General features: G+C 70.7%; 20 protein-coding genes and 5 tRNA genes. 6 read left to right on the forward strand and 19 right to left on the reverse strand.

Annotated elements, in window-relative coordinates:
- Positions 1–2 precede the first annotated feature (2 nt).
- Together thiD and OO68_RS34385 are read right to left on the reverse strand one after the other, a co-directional pair.
- A complete protein-coding gene (thiD, locus tag OO68_RS34380) occupies positions 3–800 on the reverse strand; it encodes a bifunctional hydroxymethylpyrimidine kinase/phosphomethylpyrimidine kinase (protein ID WP_033313187.1) in 798 nt (265 codons plus the stop codon).
- Positions 797–1,762: a thiamine-phosphate kinase gene (locus OO68_RS34385; RefSeq protein ID WP_033313188.1), complete on the reverse strand. Its 966-nt coding sequence runs from the start codon at positions 1,760–1,762 to the stop codon at positions 797–799. Before OO68_RS34385 ends, thiD begins: the two co-directional genes overlap by 4 nt.
- Positions 1,763–1,968: 206 nt before the next feature.
- Between OO68_RS34385 and OO68_RS34390 the strand changes: the two genes are divergently transcribed.
- Both OO68_RS34390 and OO68_RS34395 read left to right on the forward strand, forming a co-directional pair.
- Positions 1,969–2,202 carry an Lrp/AsnC family transcriptional regulator gene (locus OO68_RS34390; RefSeq protein WP_030851968.1) on the forward strand — a complete coding sequence of 78 codons (234 nt, stop codon included), beginning with the start codon at positions 1,969–1,971 and terminating at the stop codon, positions 2,200–2,202.
- Between the two features lie 20 nt (positions 2,203–2,222).
- Positions 2,223–2,741 carry a DUF3515 domain-containing protein gene (locus OO68_RS34395; RefSeq protein WP_033313189.1) on the forward strand — a complete coding sequence of 173 codons (519 nt, stop codon included), beginning with the start codon at positions 2,223–2,225 and terminating at the stop codon, positions 2,739–2,741.
- An 82-nt stretch (positions 2,742–2,823) separates the two neighbouring features.
- Here the strand turns inward: OO68_RS34395 and OO68_RS34400 are convergent, their stop codons facing one another.
- From OO68_RS34400 to OO68_RS34410, 3 genes are read right to left on the reverse strand one after another with little or no spacing between them, the layout of a single operon-like run.
- Positions 2,824–3,981, reverse strand: coding sequence for a D-alanine--D-alanine ligase family protein (locus tag OO68_RS34400; RefSeq protein WP_033313190.1), 1,158 nt, complete (start codon positions 3,979–3,981; stop codon positions 2,824–2,826).
- 59 nt (positions 3,982–4,040) lie between these two features.
- Positions 4,041–5,051 carry an NAD(P)H-dependent glycerol-3-phosphate dehydrogenase gene (locus OO68_RS34405; protein WP_033313191.1) on the reverse strand — a complete coding sequence of 337 codons (1,011 nt, stop codon included), beginning with the start codon at positions 5,049–5,051 and terminating at the stop codon, positions 4,041–4,043.
- The gene (locus OO68_RS34410) at positions 5,048–5,839 is read right to left on the reverse strand and encodes a lysophospholipid acyltransferase family protein (protein WP_033313192.1); all 792 of its coding nucleotides are present in this window, start codon (positions 5,837–5,839) and stop codon (positions 5,048–5,050) included. Before OO68_RS34410 ends, OO68_RS34405 begins: the two co-directional genes overlap by 4 nt.
- Before the next feature lie 158 nt (positions 5,840–5,997).
- Between OO68_RS34410 and cofC the strand changes: the two genes are divergently transcribed.
- Positions 5,998–6,636, forward strand: a complete 639-nt coding sequence (cofC, locus tag OO68_RS34415) for a 2-phospho-L-lactate guanylyltransferase (protein WP_033313193.1) — start codon at positions 5,998–6,000, stop codon at positions 6,634–6,636.
- 9 nt (positions 6,637–6,645) lie between these two features.
- On the forward strand, positions 6,646–6,849 hold the full coding sequence (locus OO68_RS34420) for a hypothetical protein (protein ID WP_033313194.1): 204 nt from the start codon (positions 6,646–6,648) through the stop codon (positions 6,847–6,849).
- A gap of 71 nt (positions 6,850–6,920) precedes the next feature.
- On the opposite strand, the gene OO68_RS34425 is transcribed toward OO68_RS34420, so the two are convergent.
- The 4 genes from OO68_RS34425 to leuC all read right to left on the reverse strand — a co-directional run bounded on the left by OO68_RS34425 (position 6,921) and on the right by leuC (position 10,237).
- Positions 6,921–7,562 (reverse strand): HU family DNA-binding protein, encoded by a 642-nt coding sequence (locus OO68_RS34425; protein WP_030851950.1) that lies wholly within the window; start codon positions 7,560–7,562, stop codon positions 6,921–6,923.
- Positions 7,563–7,698: 136 nt separating this feature from the next.
- Positions 7,699–7,929 carry an SCO5555 family protein gene (locus tag OO68_RS34430; RefSeq protein WP_033313195.1) on the reverse strand — a complete coding sequence of 77 codons (231 nt, stop codon included), beginning with the start codon at positions 7,927–7,929 and terminating at the stop codon, positions 7,699–7,701.
- Between the two features lie 277 nt (positions 7,930–8,206).
- Complete coding sequence (gene leuD, locus OO68_RS34435) at positions 8,207–8,800, reverse strand: 3-isopropylmalate dehydratase small subunit (RefSeq protein ID WP_033313196.1); 594 nt, start codon at positions 8,798–8,800, stop codon at positions 8,207–8,209.
- Between the two features lie 6 nt (positions 8,801–8,806).
- A complete protein-coding gene (leuC, locus tag OO68_RS34440) occupies positions 8,807–10,237 on the reverse strand; it encodes a 3-isopropylmalate dehydratase large subunit (RefSeq protein WP_033313197.1) in 1,431 nt (476 codons plus the stop codon).
- Between the two features lie 195 nt (positions 10,238–10,432).
- On the opposite strand from leuC, the gene ndgR reads away from it, so the two are divergent.
- Positions 10,433–11,149: an IclR family transcriptional regulator NdgR gene (gene ndgR / locus OO68_RS34445; protein WP_003993203.1), complete on the forward strand. Its 717-nt coding sequence runs from the start codon at positions 10,433–10,435 to the stop codon at positions 11,147–11,149.
- Positions 11,150–11,350: 201 nt separating this feature from the next.
- On the opposite strand, the gene OO68_RS34450 is transcribed toward ndgR, so the two are convergent.
- The 10 genes from OO68_RS34450 to OO68_RS34495 all read right to left on the reverse strand — a co-directional run bounded on the left by OO68_RS34450 (position 11,351) and on the right by OO68_RS34495 (position 17,680).
- Positions 11,351–11,423, reverse strand: a tRNA-Glu gene (locus OO68_RS34450).
- 28 nt (positions 11,424–11,451) lie between these two features.
- A tRNA-Gln gene (locus OO68_RS34455) sits at positions 11,452–11,523 on the reverse strand.
- Between the two features lie 20 nt (positions 11,524–11,543).
- Positions 11,544–11,616: transfer RNA gene (locus OO68_RS34460), tRNA-Glu, on the reverse strand.
- 39 nt (positions 11,617–11,655) lie between these two features.
- A tRNA-Glu gene (locus OO68_RS34465) sits at positions 11,656–11,728 on the reverse strand.
- A gap of 21 nt (positions 11,729–11,749) precedes the next feature.
- Positions 11,750–11,821, reverse strand: a tRNA-Gln gene (locus OO68_RS34470).
- Positions 11,822–11,910: 89 nt separating this feature from the next.
- Positions 11,911–12,642 (reverse strand): HAD family hydrolase, encoded by a 732-nt coding sequence (locus OO68_RS34475; protein WP_033313198.1) that lies wholly within the window; start codon positions 12,640–12,642, stop codon positions 11,911–11,913.
- 29 nt (positions 12,643–12,671) lie between these two features.
- Positions 12,672–14,888 carry a T9SS type B sorting domain-containing protein gene (locus OO68_RS46440; RefSeq protein WP_051814900.1) on the reverse strand — a complete coding sequence of 739 codons (2,217 nt, stop codon included), beginning with the start codon at positions 14,886–14,888 and terminating at the stop codon, positions 12,672–12,674.
- A gap of 173 nt (positions 14,889–15,061) precedes the next feature.
- Complete coding sequence (gene gltX, locus OO68_RS34485) at positions 15,062–16,546, reverse strand: glutamate--tRNA ligase (RefSeq protein ID WP_078625628.1); 1,485 nt, start codon at positions 16,544–16,546, stop codon at positions 15,062–15,064.
- Positions 16,539–17,315: a fumarylacetoacetate hydrolase family protein gene (locus OO68_RS34490; RefSeq protein ID WP_033313200.1), complete on the reverse strand. Its 777-nt coding sequence runs from the start codon at positions 17,313–17,315 to the stop codon at positions 16,539–16,541. Before OO68_RS34490 ends, gltX begins: the two co-directional genes overlap by 8 nt.
- A 173-nt stretch (positions 17,316–17,488) precedes the next feature.
- Positions 17,489–17,680 (reverse strand): hypothetical protein, encoded by a 192-nt coding sequence (locus OO68_RS34495; protein ID WP_033313201.1) that lies wholly within the window; start codon positions 17,678–17,680, stop codon positions 17,489–17,491.
- 604 nt (positions 17,681–18,284) lie between these two features.
- Here OO68_RS34495 and OO68_RS34500 point away from each other — a divergent pair.
- On the forward strand, positions 18,285–22,136 hold the full coding sequence (locus tag OO68_RS34500; protein ID WP_033313202.1) for a sensor histidine kinase: 3,852 nt from the start codon (positions 18,285–18,287) through the stop codon (positions 22,134–22,136).
- Positions 22,137–22,143: the final 7 nt, after the last annotated feature.

A 22,143-nucleotide genomic window follows, 5' to 3' on the forward strand; every position in this document is an offset into this window, starting at 1 on the left:
CATCAGCGCTCGGGACCCGCCCGGAAGTGCCAGCCGTGGTCCACCGGGCCGATCCCGCCGCCGAGCGCGAAACCGGCCGCGACGGCCCCGGTGACGTACTCCTTCGCCGCCGCCACCGCCTCCGGCACGGACTGCCCCTTGGCGAGCTGGGACGCGATCGCCGAGGCGAGGGTGCAGCCGGTGCCGTGGGTGTGGCGGTTGTCATGCCGGGGCGCCCGCAGCCAGTGCTCCTCGGATCCGTCGGTCAGCAGATCGACGGCGTCGCCGGGCAGGTGCCCGCCCTTGATCAGCGCCCAGCGCGGCCCGTACGCCAGAACGGCCGCGGCGGCCTCCCGCATCTCCCCCTCCGACTCCACCCGTACGCCCGTGATCTGGGCCACCTCGTCGAGGTTCGGTGTGGCGACGGTGGCAACCGGCAGCAGCTTCGTACGGACGGAGTCCAGCGCGGAGGCGGCGAGCAGGGCGTCGCCGTGCTTGGAGACGCCCACCGGGTCGATCACGGCCGGGGCGTCCGTCTGCGCGATCAACTCGGCGACCGCCTCCACGAGTTCCGCGGAGGCGAGCATCCCGGTCTTCACCGCCTGGACGCCGATGTCGTCGACGACGCTGCGGTACTGGGCCCGCACGGCCTCCACGGGCAGTTCCCAAGCCCCCTGCACACCGAGGGAGTTCTGCGCGGTCACGGCCGTGACGACGCTCATGCCGTGCACGCCGAGCGCGAGCATCGTCTTGAGGTCGGCCTGGATGCCCGCGCCTCCGCCGGAGTCGGAGCCCGCCACCGTCAGGACGCCCGGGATCATGACTCTATGTCCCCGAAGTGGTCCCAGCCGCCCTTGCTGGTCCACGGCGCCCCGTCGACCGTCACCTGGGGCAGAGCCGAGGGGTTGAGGACCTCGCCGATGACCTTCCAGCGGGCGGGCAGTTTCACGTCCGGCGGGAACGTCGCCACGATCGCGTGGTCCTCTCCCCCGGTCAGCACCCACTGCATGGGGTCGACCCCGACGGCCTGCCCGATGTCGTTCATCTGGGACGGGATGTCGATCGCCCCGGAGCGGATGTCGATCCGCACCTTGCTCGCCTCGGCGATGTGACCGAGGTCGGCGATCAGCCCGTCGCTCACGTCGCACATCGCGGTCGCCCCGAGCCCGGCGGCGGCCGGGCCCGCGTGGTACGGCGGCTCGGGCCGCCGGTGGGCCTCCACGAACGCCCGCGGCGAGCGGAACCCCCGCGACAGCACCGCGTACCCGGCGGCCGACCAGCCCAGCCAGCCGGTCACCGCGACGCGGTCGCCGGGCCGGGCGCCCGCCCGTGTCACCGGCTCCTGGTTGCGCAGATCGCCGAGCGCGGTGATCGACACCATGATCGAGTCGCCGCGCACGACGTCACCGCCGACCACGGCGGCGCCCGCCACCTGGCATTCGTCGCGCAAGCCGTCCATCAGCTCGCTCGGCCACGTCACCGGCAGCTCGGCCGGGACGACCAGCCCGAGCAGCAGCGCGGTCGGTACGGCACCCATGGCGGCGATGTCGGCGAGATTCTGCGCGGCCGCCTTGCGGCCCACGTCGTAGGCCGTCGACCAGTCACGCCGGAAGTGCCGGCCCTCCACCAGGATGTCCGTGCTCGCCACCACCCTGCGGTCGGGTGCGGCCACCACGGCGGCGTCGTCGCCGGGGCCGACCCGGACCGCCGGGGTGGTGGTCAGACGGGAGGTGAGCTCCCTGATGAGCCCGAACTCACCGAGCTCACCAACAGTGCCCTTCATTGCCCTTTCTCCCCTTCTGTCCCTGTCCGTGCCCGGTCGCGAGGCATCTGCGTCCTCGCTACCGTCGAAGTGACCGTCAAGTTCTGCCGGACCTGCACCTCGGCGCGCAAGACCCGGTCCTCGCAGGTCTCCCCGCGGCGAGCGGCGACGCGATACCGTGGCGTTCCTTTTCCCCACATGATCCTCGTGGCCGCCCTGGAGGTTCCGTGGTACAGGCGTACATCCTGATCCAGACCGAGGTCGGGAAGGCCTCGGTCGTCGCCGAGACGATCAGCAAGATCCCTGGGGTCATCCAGGCCGAGGACGTGACGGGACCCTACGACGTCATCGTGCGGGCGCAGGCCGACACCGTCGACGATCTCGGCCGCATGGTGGTCGCCAAGGTCCAGCAGGTGGACGGCATCACCCGCACCCTGACCTGCCCGGTCGTCCATCTGTAGCCCCCGTCTACCCTGAGCCGGTGAACTCTTTCCGTCACCGGCACCGTTGTGTCCTCCGCGTGTTCCGCCTGCCCGCTGTCGCGCTGTTGATCACTGTTGCGGGCTGCTCCTCAGCAGACGACAGCGCGTCGGCGGCGGTTCCCAGTCCGGACGCGAAGGTCGCGGAACTGTGCCGGAACCTGGACAAGGTACTGCCCGCGAAGGTGAACGGTGAGCGCCGTGAGGATCCCGAGCCCGCATCGGCACTGACGGCGAGCTGGGGCAGCCCGGCGATCATACTTCGCTGCGGTGTGCCGCAGCCGCCCGAGATGGTCGACCCGAAGGTGGCGGAAGGACGGGATCCGGACGCGGTCGCCGGGGGCGTGAACGGGGTCGACTGGCTGATGCAGAAGCAGGACGACGGGGGGTACCGGTTCACCACGGCCAACCGTGAGGCCTACGTCGAGGTCCGGGCGCCGGAGGGCGTGGACAGCTCGGGTGTGCTGATCGACCTGGCCGCGGCCGTGAAGGAGGCGATCCCCGAAGGGATCGCCTCCTGAGCACCGCGCCGGTGCTCCTGTCCTGAGTCCGCGGGCCGTTCGTGACTGATCGCGCAGTTCCCCGCGCCCCTTGAGGGGCGATTCAGCGCAGGCCGGTAGAGCGCCGCAGTGCCGCCTGCACCAGCAGGTCGATCAGCTCCGGGTAGCTCACCCCGCTCGCCTGCCACATCTGCGGATACATCGAGATGGGCGTGAAGCCGGGCATGGTGTTGATCTCGTTGATCACGAACTCGCCGTCCTCGGTGAGGAAGAAGTCCGCACGGACCAGGCCCTCGCAGGACGCCGCCTCGAAGGCGTCGACCGCCAGGCGCTGGACCTCGGCCGTCTCCTCGGGGGTGAGGGGCGCGGGGACGAGACCCGGGGTGGAGTCGATGTACTTGGCCTCGAAGTCGTAGTACGCCTGCGCCTCGGGCGGCGGGATCTCCGCGGGCAGGGAGGCCCGGGGGCCGTCCTCGAACTCCAGGACGCCGCACTCGATCTCGCGGCCGCGCAGCGCGGCCTCCACGAGGATCTTGGGGTCGTGCCGCCGGGCCTCGGCGATCGCCTCGTCGAGACCGGAGAGGTCGTCGACCTTGGTGATGCCGATCGACGAACCGGCCCGCGAGGGCTTCACGAACAGCGGCCAGCCGTGCTCGCCGGCGAAGTCGACGATCTTCTTGCGGGCCGCGGCCTCGTCGCGCTCCCACTCGCGCGGCCGGATCACCACGTAGGGGCCCACCTTCAGCCCGAACGAGGTGAACACCCGCTTCATGTACTCCTTGTCCTGGCCGACGGCCGAGGCGAGCACGCCCGAACCCACGTACGGCACTCCGGAAAGCTCCAGGAGGCCCTGGAGGGTGCCGTCCTCGCCGTAGGGGCCGTGCAGCACCGGGAAGACCACGTCGACCTCGCCGAGCGCCTTGGGGACCGATCCCGGCTCGCTGTAGACGACTTCGCGGCTGGCCGGGTCCACCGGGAGGATCACCGCGCCCTCGGCGGACTCGGCGAGCAGGTCGACACTCGGCGGGCGCCGGTCGACGATCGCCATCCGCTCCGGTTCGTCCGCCGTGAGCGCCCAACGCCCGTCCTGCGTGATGCCGATCGGCAGGACGTCGTACTTCGTCCGGTCGATGGCCTTGAGGACGGCGCCGGCGGTGACCACGGAGATCCCGTGTTCGGAGCTGCGCCCGCCGAACACGACGGCCACACGCGGCTTGCGAGGCGGCTGCTCGGGGCTCTGGGGGAGGTTCTCGGTGCTCATATCGCGTTGAGGGTACCCGTAGGTAGGGCCGCTAGTAAGCGCCGCCGGCCTCGCGTCGCTCAGCGTCGTTCGGGCTTCGCGCTGCGCGACATCAGCTCCTTGAGAGCCACCACCGGGGGCTTGCCCTCGTGCACGATGCCGACGACCGTCTCCGTGATCGGCATGTCGACGCCGTGCCGGCGGGCCAGATCCAGCACCGACTCGCAGGACTTGACGCCCTCGGCGGTCTGCTTGGTGACCGCGATGGTCTCCTGCAGGGTCATGCCCTTGCCGAGGTTGGTGCCGAAGGTGTGGTTGCGCGACAGCGGGGAGGAGCAGGTGGCCACCAGGTCGCCCAGGCCCGCGAGTCCGGAGAAGGTCAGCGGGTCGGCGCCGAGCGCCATGCCGAGCCGGGTGGTCTCGGCGAGGCCGCGGGTGATGAGCGAGCCCTTGGCGTTGTCGCCGAGTCCCATGCCGTCCGCGATGCCCACGGCGAGGCCGATGACGTTCTTCACGGCTCCGCCCAGTTCGCAACCCACCACGTCCGTATTGGTGTACGGCCGGAAGTACGGCGTGTGGCAGGCGGCCTGGAGCCGCTGGGCGACGGCCTCGTCGGTACAGGCGACCACGGCCGCGGCCGGCATCCGCGCGGCGATCTCCCGGGCCAGGTTGGGCCCCGTGACCACGGCGATCCGGTCCGGGCCGACCTTGGCGACGTCGTCGATGACCTCGCTCATCCGCATCGCGGAGCCGAGCTCGACGCCCTTCATGAGCGACACCAGCACCGTCTCGGGGGCCAGCAGGGGGCTCCACTCGGCGAGGTTGCCGCGCAGGGTCTGCGAGGGCACCGACAGGACCGTGAAGTCGGCGTCCGCCGCGGCCTCGGCGGGATCGGTGGTGGCCCGCACGTTCTCCGGGAGCTCGACGCCCGGGAAGTAGTCGGGATTGGTCCGCGAGGAGTTGATCGCCTCCGCGACCTCCGGGCGGCGCGCCCACAGGGTGACCTCGCACCCCGCGTCGGCGAGCACCATGCCGAAGGCCGTACCCCACGAACCGGCGCTCAGGACCGCCGCCTTGACCGGCTTGCTCACTTGCCCAGCCCCTCTTCCTGCACGGTCTGCCCGGACTTCTGGTGCGTCTGCGTCTGTGCCTGCGTGCGGCGCCGCTGCTCGATCCGCTCCCGGCGCGGGTCGTACGGCGTCTCGGGCGCCTTCTCCCCCCGGATCTGCTCCAGCTGGGCGGTCACGGCGGCCATGATGGCCTCCGTGGCCTCCTTCAGCAGGTCCGCGGTCATCTCCCGGTCGTAGAACCGCGCGAGGTCCACGGGCGGCCCGGCGAGCACGCGGTGCGTCTTGCGCGGCAGCAGATGCGGCTTCTTCGCGTACGGCGGGAGCAGCTCGTTGCAGCCCCACTGGGCCACGGGGATCACCGGGCACTTGGTCTGCAGCGCGACCCGCGCCGCCCCCGTCTTGGCGGTCATGGGCCAGCCGTCCGGGTCGCGGGTGAGGGTCCCCTCGGGATAGAAGGCGACGCATTCCCCGCGGTCCACGGCCTCGATCGCGGCCCGGAAGGCGCTCAGCGCGTCCGTGCTCTCGCGGTAGACGGGGATCTGCCCGGTGCCCCGCATCGCGGCCCCGACGAATCCCTTCTTGAAAAGCCCGCTCTTCGCGAGGAATCGCGGGACGCGCCCGGTGTTGTACTGAAAGTGCGCGTAAGCGAAAGGATCGATGTGCGAATTGTGGTTCACCGCGGTGATAAATCCACCCTCAGCCGGAATGTGCTCCATTCCACGCCAGTCCCGCCTGAGCAGAACCACCAGCGGCGGTTTGCAGATCACCGCGGCGAAGCGGTACCAGAAGCCGATTCTGCGGCGGGGCACGCGGACACCTTCCTCTAGGGCCTGAAGCCGGGGCCACGGGGGGCCGCACAAGTGTCGCCCCAGGCCGCCGGTCTGTCGAGAACACCGTACGCCCCGGCACGCCGCCCGCCCGAGGCCCCGGGTGACAATGACCGCGACAAGAGGAGGACGGAACACCCGTGCAGTGGACCCTGGTCGTACCCCTGAAGCCCCTGGCCCAGGCCAAGAGCAGGCTTGCGGACACCGCGGATGACGGGCTGCGGCCGGACCTGGCGCTGGCCTTCGCCCAGGACACGGTGGCGGCCGCGCTGGCCTGCCCGGCGGTAGGGGATGTGGCAGTCGTCACGGACGACGCCCGGGCGGGCCGTGAGCTGGCGGCATTGGGTGCCGCGATCATCCCCGACGAGCCGGGCGGCGGCCTCAACGCCGCGCTCGCACACGCGACCCGGGTCGTACGGTCGGCCCGGCCGGCCCGTTCCGTCGCCGCACTGAACGCCGATCTGCCGGCCCTGCGCCCAGCGGAATTGTCCCGGGTACTGGAAGCCGCCGCTGAATTCCCGCGCGCATTTCTCCCGGACGCGGCCGCAATCGGCACGACCCTGCTGGCCGCCGCTGCGGGCCGTGAATTGCGCCCGGCCTTCGGCGCGGATTCCCGGGCCCGGCACCGAGCGTCCGGCGCCGTGGAACTGCCCCTCACCGCGGTGGATTCCGTACGCCAGGACGTGGACACCGGCGAGGACCTGCGCAGCGCGCTGGCCCTGGGAGTCGGCCCTCATACGGCCGCGGCCGCCGCGCGCTTGCTGATACCCGGGCAGTAGGCTGCGGCCATGCAGGCGACCGCGTACACGTACGACCCCGAAAGCCGCAGCGGACAGGTGCTCCTGGACGACGGCACGCCGGTGCCCTTCGACGCGGCCGCCTTCGACGCGGGGGGCCTGAGGCTGCTGCGTCCTGGCCAGCGGGTGCGCATCGAGGTGGAGGGCGCGAAGGACGCGCCCCGCATCACTCTGGTGACCCTGCAGACCCTCTGATCACTTGCTGAACACGCCGCGGGCCGGACTCCGTGCGGAGTCCGGCCCGGCGCGTGAGTACTCCAGCGCCCTTACTTCTTGCGGGCGGTGGTCTTCTTGGCGGTGGTCTTGCGCGCCGTCGACTTCTTGGCGGGCGCCTTCTTGGCCGTGGCCTTCTTCGCCGGGGCCTTCTTCGCGGTGGTCTTCTTCGCGGCGGTGGTCTTGGACGTCGCCGTGGTCTTCTTGGCGGGCGCCTTCTTCGCCGTGGTCTTCTTCGCGGCCGCGGTCTTGGTCGTGGCCTTCTTCGCCGTCGTCTTCTTGGCGGTGGTCTTCTTCGCGGCGGCCGACTTCGTGGTCGCCTTCTTGGCGGCGGCCTTCTTGACCGTCGCGCCGGCACCGCCGGTCAGGCTGCCCTTAGGCGCCTTCTTGACGGACACCTCGCCGCCACGCGGGAGCTTCTTCGAGCCGCTGACCAGGTCCTTGAAGCCCTGACCTGCGCGGAAGCGCGGAACGGAGGTCTTCTTGACCCGAACCCGCTCGCCCGTCTGGGGGTTACGGGCGTACCGGGCCGGGCGGTCGACCTTCTCGAACGAACCGAAGCCGGTGACCGAGACCCGCTCACCCGAGACGACCGCGCGGACGATGGCGTCCAATACATGGTCGACAGCATCGGCGGCCTGCTGGCGACCGCCCATCTTGTCGGCAATCGCTTCTACGAGCTGCGCCTTGTTCACGTCTTCCCCTTCGGAGACATCGCCAGAACGAAACTGTTCAAGCTTTTTCGCACGTTAGGCAGATATATACCGCAAATCAAACACGAAACGGGCTTATCACCCTTGTGCCGCAACGAACTCGACGGTGTCGCGGGGTTCAGCGTTCCTCGTCGGGGATTCGTCCCTCGTCGAGGTCCGCGGAGAACCGCTCCAGCCGCCTTGCCGCGTCGGCGAGATCGTGCTTGGCCGCGGCCGTAATGACCAGCAGCTTCCGGGTCAGCGCCATCCGTACGCCCTCCGGGACTTGCAGTGCGCGCACCCTTGTGTGCGCTTCCTTGAGTTGGTCCGCGACTGCCGCATAGAGCTCGAGTTGGCCGTCGTGTTCCATGCACAGATTGTGCCATCTGGGGCGAGTTGTCGCCTGCGCAGGGGACAACTGACGCCTCAAACGGCCTTCCGGGCACACGTGGAAGTCACGGCTGTACCCCTCGCGTACCCCAGCAACCACCGGCATAACGCGGGAAGTTGGCAGCTGAACAGTGGGTGGGCAGGGCCGTTCGGGTGCAGACACAGCTGTACCCCCGATCGGGCTGATCGGGGGTACAGAGGGGGTGTTGCGGTGGCCGAAAGTCGCCTTGTCCGGAGGCGGTGGGCCGTGCCCGACGTCAGACCGGGAGGGTCTGCGGCTTGAACGCCGGGCGCTTGGCTTCGTAGGCGGCGATGTCGGCCTCGTTCTGGAGGGTGATCGAGATGTCGTCGAGGCCGTTCAGCAGCCGCCAGCGGGAGTTCTCGTCCAGCTCGAAGGAGGCGGTGATGCCCTCGGCGCGCACCTCGCGGCGCTCCAGGTCGACGGTGATCTCGGCCTGCGGGTCCTGTTCGGTCAGCTCCCACAGCGCGTCCACGGTCTTCTGCTCCAGAACGACCGTGAGCAGGCCGTTCTTGAGCGAGTTGCCGCGGAAGATGTCGGCGAAGCGGGAGGAGATCACGGCCTTGAAGCCGTAGTTCTGCAGCGCCCAGACGGCGTGCTCACGCGAGGATCCGGTACCGAAGTCGGGGCCGGCGACCAGCACGGTCGCGCCCTGGCGCTCGGGCTGGTTGAGGACGAACGTCTCGTCCTTGCGCCAGGCCTCGAACAGCCCGTCCTCGAAACCGTCCCGGGTCACCTTCTTGAGCCAGTGGGCGGGGATGATCTGGTCGGTGTCGACGTTGCTGCGGCGCAGCGGGACGGCCCGGCCGGTGTGGGTGGTGAATGCTTCCATGACTGATCAGACTCCAGCGGGCGTACGGACGTCGGCGTCGGCCAGGTCGGCCGGGGAGGCCAGGTGGCCCAGGACGGCGGTGGCCGCCGCGACCTGCGGCGACACCAGGTGCGTACGGCCGCCCTTGCCCTGCCGGCCCTCGAAGTTGCGGTTGGAGGTGGACGCGGAGCGCTCACCGGGGGCCAGCTGGTCGGGGTTCATGCCCAGGCACATCGAGCAGCCCGCGTGCCGCCACTCGGCGCCGGCCTCCTTGAAGACCACGTCCAGGCCCTCGGAGACGGCCTGCAGACCGACCCGCGCGGAGCCCGGGACGACCAGCATCCGTACGCCGTCGGCGACTTTGCGGTCCTTGAGCAGTTCGGCCGCGGCACGCAGGTCCTCGATGCGGCCGTTGGTGCACGAGCCTACGAAGACGGTGTCCACCTTGATGGAACGCAGCGGCTGCCCGGCCTCCAACCCCATGTACTCCAGGGCCTTTTCGGCGGCGTAGCGCTCCGATGCGTCTTCGTACGAAGCAGGATCGGGGACGGACGCCGAAAGCGGTGCGCCCTGCCCGGGGTTGGTGCCCCAGGTGACGAACGGCGACAGCGCGGAGGCGTCGATGACGACCTCGGCGTCGAACTCGGCGTCCTCGTCGGTCTTCAGCGTCTTCCAGTAGGCGACGGCCGCGTCCCAGTCCTCGCCCTCGGGGGCGTGCGGGCGTCCCTTGAGGTAGGCGAAGGTGGTCTCGTCCGGGGCGATCATGCCCGCGCGGGCGCCGGCCTCGATCGACATGTTGCAGATGGTCATCCGGGCTTCCATCGAGAGCTTCTCGATGGCCTCGCCGCGGTACTCCAGGACGTAGCCCTGGCCGCCGCCCGTGCCGATCTTCGCGATGATCGCCAGGATCAGGTCCTTGGCGGTGACGCCCTCGGGCAGTTCACCGTCGACCGTGATCGCCATGGTCTTGGGGCGGGACATCGGCAGCGTCTGCGTGGCCAGCACGTGCTCCACCTGGGAGGTGCCGATGCCGAACGCCAGCGCGCCGAAAGCGCCGTGCGTGGAGGTGTGGGAGTCGCCGCAGACGACGGTGGTGCCCGGCTGGGTCAGACCCAGCTGCGGGCCCACCACATGCACGACTCCCTGCTCGACGTCGCCCAGCGGGTGCAGACGCACCCCGAACTCGGCGGCGTTCTTGCGCAGCGTCTCCAGCTGCACCCGCGAGACCGGGTCCGCGATCGGCTTGTCGATGTCGAGGGTGGGGGTGTTGTGGTCCTCGGTCGCGATGGTGAGGTCGAGGCGGCGCACGGTGCGGCCGCTCTTGCGGAGGCCGTCGAAGGCCTGCGGGCTGGTCACCTCGTGCAGCAGGTGCAGATCGATGAAGAGAAGGTCGGGCTCGCCCTCCGCGCGCCGGACGACATGGTCGTCCCAGACTTTCTCCGCGAGTGTCCTACCCATCGCTGTTCCCTCCGGCCGGCTACGGTCCGCCGACCCAACTAGAGATCTTGAGGAGGCGGCGCCCGTTCCCCTGATCCCAGGCGCACGCCACCAGGCCCTTACGTCACGGGCCGTTGTGACTTCGTGATTCCAGGGTGGCGCGTTCCACGGAAATTTGAACTTGCGTTTCACAGAGTGAGACGCAAGTATCGTTTCATGGACAACAGTAGCGGCGTCGGCGTTCTGGACAAGGCGGCCCTCGTCCTGAGCGCTCTGGAGTCCGGACCGGCCACCCTCGCGGGTCTGGTCGGTGCCACCGGACTGGCACGACCCACGGCCCACCGCCTGGCCGTGGCCCTGGAACACCACCGCATGGTGGCGCGCGACATGCAGGGCCGATTCATTCTCGGCCCTCGTCTGGCAGAGCTCGCCGCGGCCGCGGGTGAGGACCGTCTCCTCGCCACCGCCGGCCCGGTGCTCACGCACCTTCGTGACATCACGGGCGAGAGCGCGCAGCTCTATCGCCGTCAGGGCGACATGCGCATCTGCGTCGCCGCGGCGGAGCGCCTGTCCGGTCTGCGGGACACGGTCCCGGTCGGTTCGACGCTCACGATGAAGGCCGGCTCCTCGGCGCAGATCCTGATGGCCTGGGAGGAGCCGGAGCGGCTGCACCGCGGCCTGCAGGGGGCGCGCTTCACGGCGACGGCCCTGTCGGGTGTGCGGCGGCGGGGCTGGGCGCAGTCGATCGGTGAGCGGGAGCCGGGCGTCGCGTCGGTGTCCGCGCCGGTGCGGGGGCCTTCGAACCGGGTGGTTGCCGCGGTGTCGGTGTCCGGGCCGATCGAGCGGCTGACGCGTCACCCGGGGCGTATGCATGCGCAGGCTGTGATCGATGCGGCGGGGCGTCTCTCCGAGGCGTTGCGGCGCACCGGCTGAACCGACGGAGCGTTTCGGGGAGGCCGGCCTCAACGCCGCGGCAGGCCTTTCCCGATCACGCGCCACCGATCACGCGCCATGGCACGGACGCTTTGATCATCGCGTGCGGTCCATGGGGGTTGTTCGCGCGATTCCCCGCGCCCCCAACAGAAGGCGAGCACGCAAGAGGCCCCTCACCGAAGTGAGGGGCCTTATGTGATGTACCCCCGACCGGATTCGAACCGGCGCTACCGCCTTGAGAGGGCGGCGTGCTAGGCCGCTACACAACGGGGGCCTGGACACTGCGTTTCCGCAGGTCCGAGCTGGTCTACCTGGACTCGAACCAAGACTAACTGAACCAGAATCAGTCGTGCTGCCAATTACACCATAGACCAATGTGGTTTAGACCAGTCAGTACCCCCGACCGGATTCGAACCGGCGCTACCGCCTTGAGAGGGCGGCGTGCTAGGCCGCTACACAACGGGGGCCCTAGCAGTCCCGAGATGATCGTCGATCACTTGGAACAGTACCCCCGACCGGATTCGAACCGGCGCTACTGCCTTGAGAGGGCAGCGTGCTAGGCCGCTACACAACGGGGGCGATGCAGATGAGCTCTGCGAGCTGGCCTACCTGGACTCGAACCAAGACTAACTGAACCAGAATCAGTCGTGCTGCCAATTACACCATAGGCCACTGGAACGCAAGCCCCGGAGGGTTCGTGTTCTAGCTGTGCGCCTGGGATTCCGGCCTTCCGGCCCGCTCCCCGCGGCGCAGGAAGAACATTACCCGAAGGTGGACGGGGCTCCAAAACGACTATCCGAGCCGAGCAGGGACGGCAGTTCGCTCAGGGACGCGATGCGGTGCGGCCCGACGGGCGGGTCGATCGTGGCGTACAGACCACCCCGGTCGATCCACACCGACAGCAGTCCGGCGTCGGCGGCACCCCGGCCGTCGATCTCCGGGTGGTCGCCGACGTAGGCGACCTGGTGCGGGGGCAGGCCGAGGAACTCGCAGGCCGCGAGGAACGCCCCTGCCTCGGGCTTGGAGATGCCGAGCTCGGCCGCGCACAGGATGGTCTCGAAGCGGTCGTGGACGCCGAGGGCCCGCAGCTTGCGGTCCTGGACGTGGAGGCTGGAGTTGGAGAGCACGGCGTGCCGGTGGGTGGCGGAGAGGGCGTCGAGGACGGGCAGGACGTCCGGGAAGAGGGACCAGACCGCCTCGTAGTGGGCGATGTACCGCTGGAACCACGCGTCGGCCTCGGCGTCGGTGAGGTCCCGGTCGAGGAACACCCGCACGCGGTCGCGCCGCTGGTCCTCGAAGGTGGCCTCGCCGGCCGCGAAGCGTGCCCATTGCGAGTCGGTGATCTCCCGCCAGCGGGTGATGGCCTGCTCGACGGTCTCGTGGTCGTCGAGCAGGCCCTCGGCCGTGAGGTGCGCGCGCATGCCGAGGCGGTCGGCGGAGGTGTAGTCGAAGAGGGTGTCGTCTACGTCCCAGACCACGGCGTGGATGCTCATACTCCGACCGTACCCACCGCGTTCCGCTCTCAGCCCGGGTTCATGCTCCCGGAGAGTGTGAGGTCGGGGCCCTGGCCGTCGCGGGGGTGAGCGGTGAGCTTCCAGGCATAGGGGCCGCCGGTGGCGCCGCCGCCGCTGTCGGTGGTGCCGTCCCAGGCGGGGCGCACGGCGGCCCCGGTGGAGGCGCCGGTCAGCGTGCGGACGGGCCGGCCGGAGGCGTCGGTGAGGGTCAGGGCCCAGGTGGAGGGCTTGTTCAGCTGCCAGACCGGGGCCCAGGGGAAGGCCTTGCCGATCACGGACGGGGCGTAGACCTGGGCTTCCATCTGCGCCAGGGGCGAGGTGGGGACTCCGCTGGGGACGATCGACACCTCGCCGTACGTGCCGTTGAGGTAGGCGATGTGGCCGCCGAAGCGGTCGACGGCCCAGCGGCCGTTGCTGCCGCCGGTGTTCTGGTCCGTGGCGGGCAGCTTCACCAGGGTGCGGGTGGTGGCCGTGCCGGTGTGGAAGTCGGTGAGCAGCAGCTCGTGGGCGGTGCGGTTCTCCCGGAGCAGGAAGCCGTCGGCGAGGCGGGCCGGGCCGAGGTCGGCCGGGACCGGGATGCAGCGCCCTGTGGCCCGGTCGTAGACGCCCGCCGAGCTGCCGCAGGACCAGTACAGCCAGGTGTTGACGGCCTGGATGTCGGTGGGGGTGCAGGCGGCGCCGGTGGTGATGGTGGTGGTCGAGCCCGTCTTGAGGTTGCGGCCGGTGACCTGGCCCTGGGTGCTGCCCGGCGCCCACAGGGTCTGCCCCCAGACCGCGGCGGCGGTGCGGTCGCGGGTGAGGGTGGTCTCGCCGGCGGTCGCCCCGCGCGGGAAGTCGACGACCCGCTGCTTGCCGGAGCCGCCGTTGTAGAGCACGTAGCGGCCGGTGCCGGCTCCGATGCGGCCGCGCGAGTCGCCGTCCGTGGGCTCGCTGAGGACGGCGGTGGTGTCGAGGCCGACGTTGACGACGGATTCCTCGCCCGTATCGCCGGTCCACAGGTGGCTGACCCGGCCGTCGCCGAGGGCCTCCAGCTGGGGGCAGGCGGCGTCGCCGGTGAGGCAGGTGGACGGGCTCAGGCCCGGGCTGCGGCGGGTCTGGGGGCCGTCGGGCCGGCCGGTGGCGTCCAGCTGGAAGCTGCTGTAGCGCAGTGAGGCTCCGGGCGTCGCGCCGTAGAGGAACAACTCGCCGCCGGCGACGGCCAGTCCCTGTACGCCGGTCGCGGCGGCGGGGACCCGGGCCACTTCGGTGGTGGTGAGGCCGCCGCTGCCGGTGGGGGTGATGCGGTGGATGTTCCAGTCGAGGCTGGAGGGGCCCGCGGTGGCCAGGGCGCCGCCGTCCAGGGTCGGCCCGATGCCGCCGAACGACGAGGGGAGCACGGTGGCCGATGCCCCGGTGACCAGGGAGCGGGCGGTCAGCGCGGCCTCGGTGCCGCCCAGTACGAAGCCCGGGTTGCCGATCAGGAGTTGATCGCCGACGACGGCTTCCAGCTGGGCGTCGGTCCTGGTGAGGGCGGTGGGCTCGGTGCCGGGTCCGGCGTCCACCCGGATCGCCTTCCAGTCGGCGACGAGCCAGCGGTCGTTGAAGGCGAGCTGCGGGGTCGCCTCGTCGCCGGTGACGTACGTGCGGAAGGCGCCGTCGGAGAGGTCGACCAGGCCCACCGACGTCTTGCCGTCCAAGGCGTAGACGATCGCGAGACGGGTGACCGAGCCGCCGGTGCGGTAGAGGACGGGGCGGGCGCCCGCGGGGAAGCCGGTGACCGGGGTGTCCACGGTGAGGGTGCCGTCGACGGTACGCAGGACGTGCAGGGCGCCGGTGTTGTCCATGGTCAGCACGCTCCAGCCGGCGGCGGCGCGGTAGGTCTGACCGGTGGGGATCGTGACGGTGGCGGTGACGCCCGTGGAGCGGTGTTTCTGGCTGACGGTCCGGTCGTCGCGGGTGTTCACGACGTCGGTGCCGGTGGCCAGGTCGTCCGGGCCGGCGTGGGCGGGCGGGACCGCGTCGGGGTAGTCGACCGTGGTGACCGCGGTGGTCCCGGGCCGGTACTGGAAGCCGGATGCGCCGGCCCACGGGTAGTCGACGGTCACGCGCTTCTCGGTGACGAGCCGCACCGTGCCGGCCGGCTCATCGGCTTCCGGCGCGGCCTGCGCGGGTGCGGTGAGCACCGTGCAGGACAGGGCGACCACCCCGCCGACGGCCGCGTGGACGAGTCTTCGTGAACGCATCATGCTTCTCCCCCTGTACCTGGGCGCAACACGCGCACCGTGCGCACAGGGGGCATCCAACGTCCCGTGCGGGGACGGGAGTTGGCTGGAAGGGTGAACTCCGGGTGACGGCTGGGCGGACACGGCGAGGGCGGCGCCCGAACCGGACGCCGCCCTCGCGGTGTGATGCCGTGCGCTTACGCGGTGAGCTTGGCCAGCGCCGCGTCGATCCGGGCCAGAGTGGTCTCCTTGCCGAGGACCTCCAGGGACTCGAAGAGCGGCAGGCCGACCGTGCGGCCGGTGACGGCGACGCGGACGGGGGCCTGGGCCTTGCCGAGCTTCAGCCCGTGGGCCTCACCGGCGGCCAGGACGGCCTCCTTGAGCGACTCGGCGGAGGTCCAGTCGGCCGCCTCCAGCTTCTCCCGGGCCGTGCGCAGGAGAGCGTCCGAGCCCTCCTTCATGGCCTTGGTCCAGCTGGCCTCGTCGGCCACCGGCTCCGGCAGGAACAGGAAGTCGACGTTGTCGGTGATCTCGGAGAGGACCTTGAGGCGGGTCTGGGCGTGCGGCGCGATGGCCTGCCACTTGTCCTCGTCGAAGGCCTCCGGGGCCCAGGGGGCGAACGGCGCCTGGAGCCACGGGCGGCAGCGCTCCGTGAAGTCCTTCACGTCCAGCATGCGGATGTGGTCGCCGTTGATGGCCTCGCACTTCTTGAGGTCGAAGCGGGCCGGGTTCGGGTTCACGTCGGAGATCTCGAACGCGGCGATCATCTCGTCGGTCGAGAAGATGTCCTGGTCGGCCGAGAGGGACCAGCCGAGCAGGGAGAGGTAGTTGAGCAGGCCCTCGGGGAGGAAGCCGCGCTCCCGGTAGAGGTTGAGGGAGGACTGCGGGTCACGCTTGGAGAGCTTCTTGTTGCCCTCGCCCATCACGTACGGCAGGTGGCCGAAGGACGGGATCTCCTTGGCGACGCCCAGCTCGATCAGCGCCTTGTACAGGGCGATCTGGCGGGGGGTCGAGGAGAGCAGGTCCTCGCCGCGCAGGACGTGGGTGATCTCCATCAGGGCATCGTCGACCGGGTTGACCAGCGTGTACAGCGGGGCGCCGTTGGCGCGGACGATGCCGTAGTCCGGGACGTTCTCCGGGGTGAAGGTCAGCTCGCCGCGGACCAGGTCGGTGAAGGTGATCGTCTCGTCGGGCATCCGGAAGCGGACGATCGGCTCCCGGCCCTGGGCCTGGTACTCCTCGACCTGGGCGGCGGTCAGCTCGCGGCAGTGACCGTCGTAGCCGGAGGGCTTGCCGGCGGCGCGGGCGGCCTCGCGGCGGGTGTCCAGCTCGTCCTGGGAGCAGTAGCAGCGGTAGGCGTGGCCGGCGTCGAGCAGCTTGGCCGCGACGTCCTTGTAGAGGTCCATGCGCTGCGACTGGCGGTACGGCGCGTGCGGGCCGCCGACCTCGGGGCCCTCGTCCCAGTCGAAGCCCAGCCAGCGCATCGAGTCGAGCAGCTGGGTGTACGACTCCTCGGAGTCGCGGGCGGCGTCGGTGTCCTCGATGCGGAAGACCAGGGTGCCCTGGTGGTGCTTGGCGAACGCCCAGTTGAACAGGGCGGTGCGCACCAGGCCCACGTGGGGGTTACCGGTGGGCGAGGGACAGAAACGGACGCGTACGGGGGAGCCGGGTGCGCTAGCCACGCTTGACAACCTTGTTGGTGAGAGTGCCGATGCCTTCGATGGTGACGGCGACCTCGTCGCCGACGTTCAGGGGGCCGACCCCAGCCGGGGTGCCCGTGAGGATCACGTCGCCCGGGAGCAGCGTCATGGCCTCGGAGATGTTGACGATCAGATCCTCGATCGAGTGGATCATCTCGCTGGTCCGGCCGAGCTGTCGCTGCTGGCCGTTGACCGTGAGCTGGATGGTGAGGTCGCTCGCGTCCAGGTCCGTCTCCACCCAGGGGCCGAGCGGGCAGGAGCTGTCGAAGCCCTTGGCCCGGGCCCACTGCTTCTCGCGCTTCTGCACGTCGCGGGCGGTGATGTCGTTGGCGCAGGTGTAGCCGAAGATGACGTCCTTGACGCGCTCGCGCGGGACCTCGCGGCACATCCGGCCGATCACGACGGCCAGCTCGGCCTCGTGGTGCACCTCCTCGGAGAAGGAGGGGTACTGGATCTCGTCGCCCGGGCCGATCACGGAGGTGGACGGCTTGAAGAACGCGAAGGGGGCGTCGGGGACCTCGTTGCCCAGCTCGCGGGCGTGCTCCGCGTAGTTGCGGCCGAAGGCCACGACCTTGTTGGGGAGCACCGGCGGCAGCAGCCTGACCTTGCTCACCGGCACCTTCGTACCGGAGAGCTCGAAGTCCGCGAACGGGATGCCCTTGATGATGTCCAGGACGAGTTCGTCCTGCTTGTCGCCCTCGATGGCGCCGAAGGCGACGTTCCCGTCGATGGAGAACCTGGCGATGCGCACGGGATGCTTGGCCCCTTGACTGAAGCGGCTGGAGTCTGACGCTCCAGGCTAACGCGGGGAGGTCCCCCGGCCCCGCGCATTCCGAAGGGGCGCCCCGTCACGCGGGGCGCCCCTCGGAAATCCGTGTCCTGCCGCCCTGAGCATCCGGCGGCCGGCACGCGTACTACCAGGTGTCATTCCGCGGCTGCGGCGGCCGCGACGGGGATCTCCATGAGGACGGTGCGCTTGGGGTTTGCGGTCTGGGCCGGGAGGTCGACGGGGTGCTCCGGGTGCTCCGGCGTCTGCAGTTCGTCGGCATCGTCCAGGTGAGCCAGCGTCGTGCGTCGCGGGTTGGCGATCTTGTGGAACATCGTCGTCGTCTTCACTGTTTACTTGACCCTGTCCTGTGACGGGCGCCGGGAGGGTGTGTGAAACCTCCGCACGGGCGCGGGTTGTCGGTTGTGCCTTCGCTGTAAAGCGTCAGGCTAAACATGCGATTCCCCGGCCCATTCGTCCGGAGGCCATGATCGGCATGTGAGTTTCCTCACGAATCAGAGGGCGAATCGGTCAATCCGGGCGCGCGTCGCACGCCAGCGAAACGGACATTGGCCCACTGAAGCCATCATTCCGCTCCTGATCATGGCGACTGGGACACCCGGCACCGCTCGGCGACTCGCGGACTAACGCCCGAAATGGGTGAACTCGCCTTCCACGACCGGTGATCCGGCACTCACGTGGTGTCACCTACATCACGGCTCGGCCTACGGGCCTTGTTGGAGATCCTGTGCTGTGCTGGAATCTCACGGACCGCCGCAGGATCGAGCCGGCGCACAGGGGGCGCACAGTCGCGCCGAGTGGCGGCGAGAAGGGGGAGCCAGCGCCGGTCACTCAAGACCACCACGGGGGCGTTTTTCAGGGCGTCCCCAGAACGCCGACACCGTGCCCCGCCGTTCAGGCGACGGGGTGCCTGGTCCAGAGGTTGCGACGCTAGTGCAGGGACGTTTCAAGAGGGATGGCAACGCTTCGGCGGAGCCTCAGCCGCACGGCGGGACTGGCCCCATGACTGGCGGCCCCTCGCCCCAGCACGCCCAGAACCAGGGCCCGGCCGGTGACGGCGGTGAGCGCTCCGGGCGCCCCGGCACGTCGACCCCTTCGGGGTCCGCGAGCCCGTCCCCGGCGCTGAAGCCGCCCACGGGCCCGACCGGCCCCGGGCCGCGAATAGCCCTGCGCAACTGGCGCATCTCCACGCGACTGGTGTCGCTGCTCGCCCTCCCGGTGGTCGCGGCCACCTCGCTGGGCGCACTGCGCATCAACCAGTCCATGGACGACATCCAGCAGCTCGACAACATGAAGCTGCTGACGGACATGACCAAGCAGGCCACCGAGCTGTCGGCCGCGCTCCAGGAGGAACGCGACCAGTCGGCCGGCCCGCTCGCCCACGGCGGCAAGGCGAGCGACTTCACGGTCAAGGGGCTTCGCGAGAAGACCGACCGGGCGAGGACCAACTTCCTCGACTCGTCCGAGGAGATCGACAGCGCGAGCAAGGACGGCAACCTCAAGGGCGTCCGCGAGTACCTCGTCCAGATCGCCGGCGAGCTGGGCAACCTCGAGCAGATCCGTAAGGGCGCCTACGCCTCCGAGGGCAACTCGACGCAGACGATCGAGGGATACCACCGTCTGATCGAGAACCTGATCGACCTCTCCCAGGACATGGCCGAGGCGACCAGCAATCCGGACATGATCCAGCGCACGCGTGCGCTCGCGGCGTTCTCCTCCGCCAAGGAGTACTCCTCGATCCAGCGTGCGGCCCTCGCCGCGGCGCTGCCCGCCAGCAACACCACGGCCGGCAAGCTCTCCCCGAACGACCGGCTCTACGCCCAGTCGGCCCTGGAGAGCCAGGACTCCGAGCTCCGCACCTTCAAGAGCATCTACGGCGAGGACGCCGCCGCCGAGCTGCTGAAGCCGATCGAGGACGGCGGCAACTCCACGATCAAGGCGACCGACACCTACGCCGGCCGCGCCCTGATCTCCGCGAGCGGTCTCGCCCAGCAGGACAAGCGGTCCTACCGCGACTGGCTGGACGACAGCTCCACCAAGATCCAGCAGATGAAGAACATCGAGCACACGCTGCTCGAAGAGATGGAGCAGAAGGCCCGCGAGCTGCGCAGCGCCACCGAGCGCGACGCGATCATCTCCGGTGCCCTGATCCTGATCGTGCTGGGTGTGTCGCTGGTCGGCGCCTTCGTCGTGGCCCGCTCCATGATCCGCTCGCTGCGCCGTCTTGAGGACACCGCGACCAAGGTCGCCTCCGACCGCCTGCCCGAGCTGGTCAAGCAGCTGTCCGAGTCCGACCCGCAGGACGTCGACACGTCCGTGGAGTCGGTCGGTGTGCACTCCCGGGACGAGATCGGCCGAGTGGCCGCGGCCTTCGACGACGTGCACCGCGAGGCGGTCCGCCTCGCCGCCGAGCAGGCCCTGCTGCGGGGCAACGTCAACGCGATGTTCACCAACCTCTCGCGCCGCTCCCAGGGCCTCATCCAGCGCCAGCTGTCGCTCATCTCCGAACTGGAGTCCCGCGAGGCCGACCCGGACCAGCTGTCCTCGCTGTTCAAGCTCGACCACCTCGCCACCCGCATGCGCCGTAACGGTGAGAACCTCCTCGTCCTCGCGGGTGAGGAGCCCGGCCGCCGCTGGACCCGTCCGGTGCCGCTGGTCGACGTTCTTCGCGCCGCCGCGTCCGAGGTGGAGCAGTACGAACGCATCGAGCTGGCCTCCGTGCCGACCACCGAAGTGGCCGGCCGGGTCGTCAACGACCTCGTGCACCTCCTCGCCGAGCTGCTGGAGAACGCGACCTCCTTCTCCTCGCCGCAGACCAAGGTCAAGGTCACCGGTCACGCGCTGCCCGACGGCCGGGTGCTGATCGAGATCCACGACACCGGTATCGGTCTGTCGCCGGAGGACCTGGCCGCGATCAACGAGCGGCTCGCCTCTCCCCCGACGGTGGACGTCTCCGTCTCCCGTCGCATGGGCCTCTTCGTGGTCGGTCGTCTGTCCCAGCGGCACGGCATCCGCATCCAGCTGCGCCCGTCCGACTCCGGTGGTACGACCGCGCTGGTCATGCTGCCCGTCGACGTCGCCCAGGGCGGCAGGAAGCCCCAGCCCAAGCAGCCCGGTCAGCCTCCCGTCGGTGGCGGTCCCGCCGCCGCGCAGGCCGCCGCCGGTGCGGCCGCTGCCCGGCGTGCCGCCGGGGCCGGCCAGGGTGCCGGTGCCCTCGGCGCCGGTGCGTCCGGCGGTGCCTTCGGTGGCGGTGCCTCCGGCGGTGGCCGGCTCGCTCCCGGTCAGGGCCCGCGGGCCGCGCTGCCCGGACGTGACGGGGACGGTGGCCGTCCCGGAGCGCAGGGCGGCACGCGCGGACCGCAGGGTCCCGGCCCGTCGTCGTTCGAGCAGAGCGGTCCCCCGCAGGGCCGTCCGTCCCCGGCCGGTGCCGGTGGCGGGTTCGGTCAGCAGGCCCCGGGCGCCCCGCAGGGTCTTCAGGCCGCGGGCACCAACGGGCCGCAGCAGGGCCAGGACGCCTTCGGCGGTGGCCGGAGCCGCAAGAAGCAGGGCGGCAACGCCGAGCAGGACAAGGGCCGCAGGCCGCAGCTGCCGCCGCGCGGTGGTCCGCGGGCCGAACTGCCCGGTGGCGACGCGCAGCAGCGTGTGCCGAGCTGGAGCGACGAGAACGCCCAGCCGCCGGTGCCGCGCGCGTCGCTGGACGCCCCGCGCGGCCACGAGGAGCAGCCGGACGTCTCCCGTACGTCCGCCCTGCCGCGCGTCGACGACCGCCAGGGCCCCGGTGCGACGGCGGAGATCCCGGCCGTGCCGCGCGACGACAACAGGCAGGGCTTCGGCTCGCCGGCCGACTTCGGTACCGCCCAGGACCCCTTCGGTCCTGGCGCGAACGCACAGCAGGGCCAGGGTTCGTTCGTGCGCCCGGACGTCTTCGGCGCCCCGGGCGGCCGTAACGACTCGTCCACGTCGGGCCAGTACCCGGCACCGCAGTCCTACGACAACGGCTCGGCCGGCCAGTACCCGGCCCCGCGCCAGGAGAACGGGGCGACCGGCCAGTACCCGGCGCCCCGCCAGGACAACGGATCCACGGGCCAGTACCCGGCGCCCCGCCAGGACAACGGCTCGACCGGCCAGTACCCCGCACCGCGCCAGGACAACGGCTCCGGGCGGCCCACGCTCCCGGGTCCGGCCACGCCGGCCGACCCCGCGGGCACGGGCCGGTACGAGCAGCCGCAGGTCAACGGCGGCAGGGGACCGGCCGACTTCGGCGCCCCGCGGCCGCCCGCGCCGCAGGCCCGTCCGGTCCGGCAGGAGCCCGAGGCCCTGCCGCCGGCGTCCGGTCCGGGCGACGGTCGTACGCCGCTGTACGACACGCTGGAGACCAACTGGTTCCACGGCCAGCAGGAGCAGCAGTCGCAGCCGCAGAACAACGGCTCCGCTCCGGCCGCCCCGCAGCAGCCGCAGGGACCCACCGGTCCGCAGCGGTCCGCCGCCCCCGCCGGCTGGCGCACCTCGCCGAACGACGACCTCGTCCGCCAGGCCGAGCGAGTCCGCCAGCCCGCCGCGGGTGGTGTCACCACCTCCGGCCTGCCGCGCCGGGTGCCCCGGGCGAACCTCGTCCCGGGCACGGCGCAGCAGCAAACCCACCAGAGCGGTCCGCAGGTCTCGCGTGCGCCCGATGACGTACGCGGCCGGCTGACCAATCTCCGTCGGGGAATCGCACAGGGTCGTCAGGCCGGGTCCACCCAGACCGGCAGCCACCCACGGCCCACTCACCAGCAGGAGCGTTAGTTGAGTC

Origin of the sequence: Streptomyces iakyrus (assembly GCF_000717055.1) — a bacterium.
GTDB lineage: Bacteria > Actinomycetota > Actinomycetes > Streptomycetales > Streptomycetaceae > Streptomyces > Streptomyces iakyrus.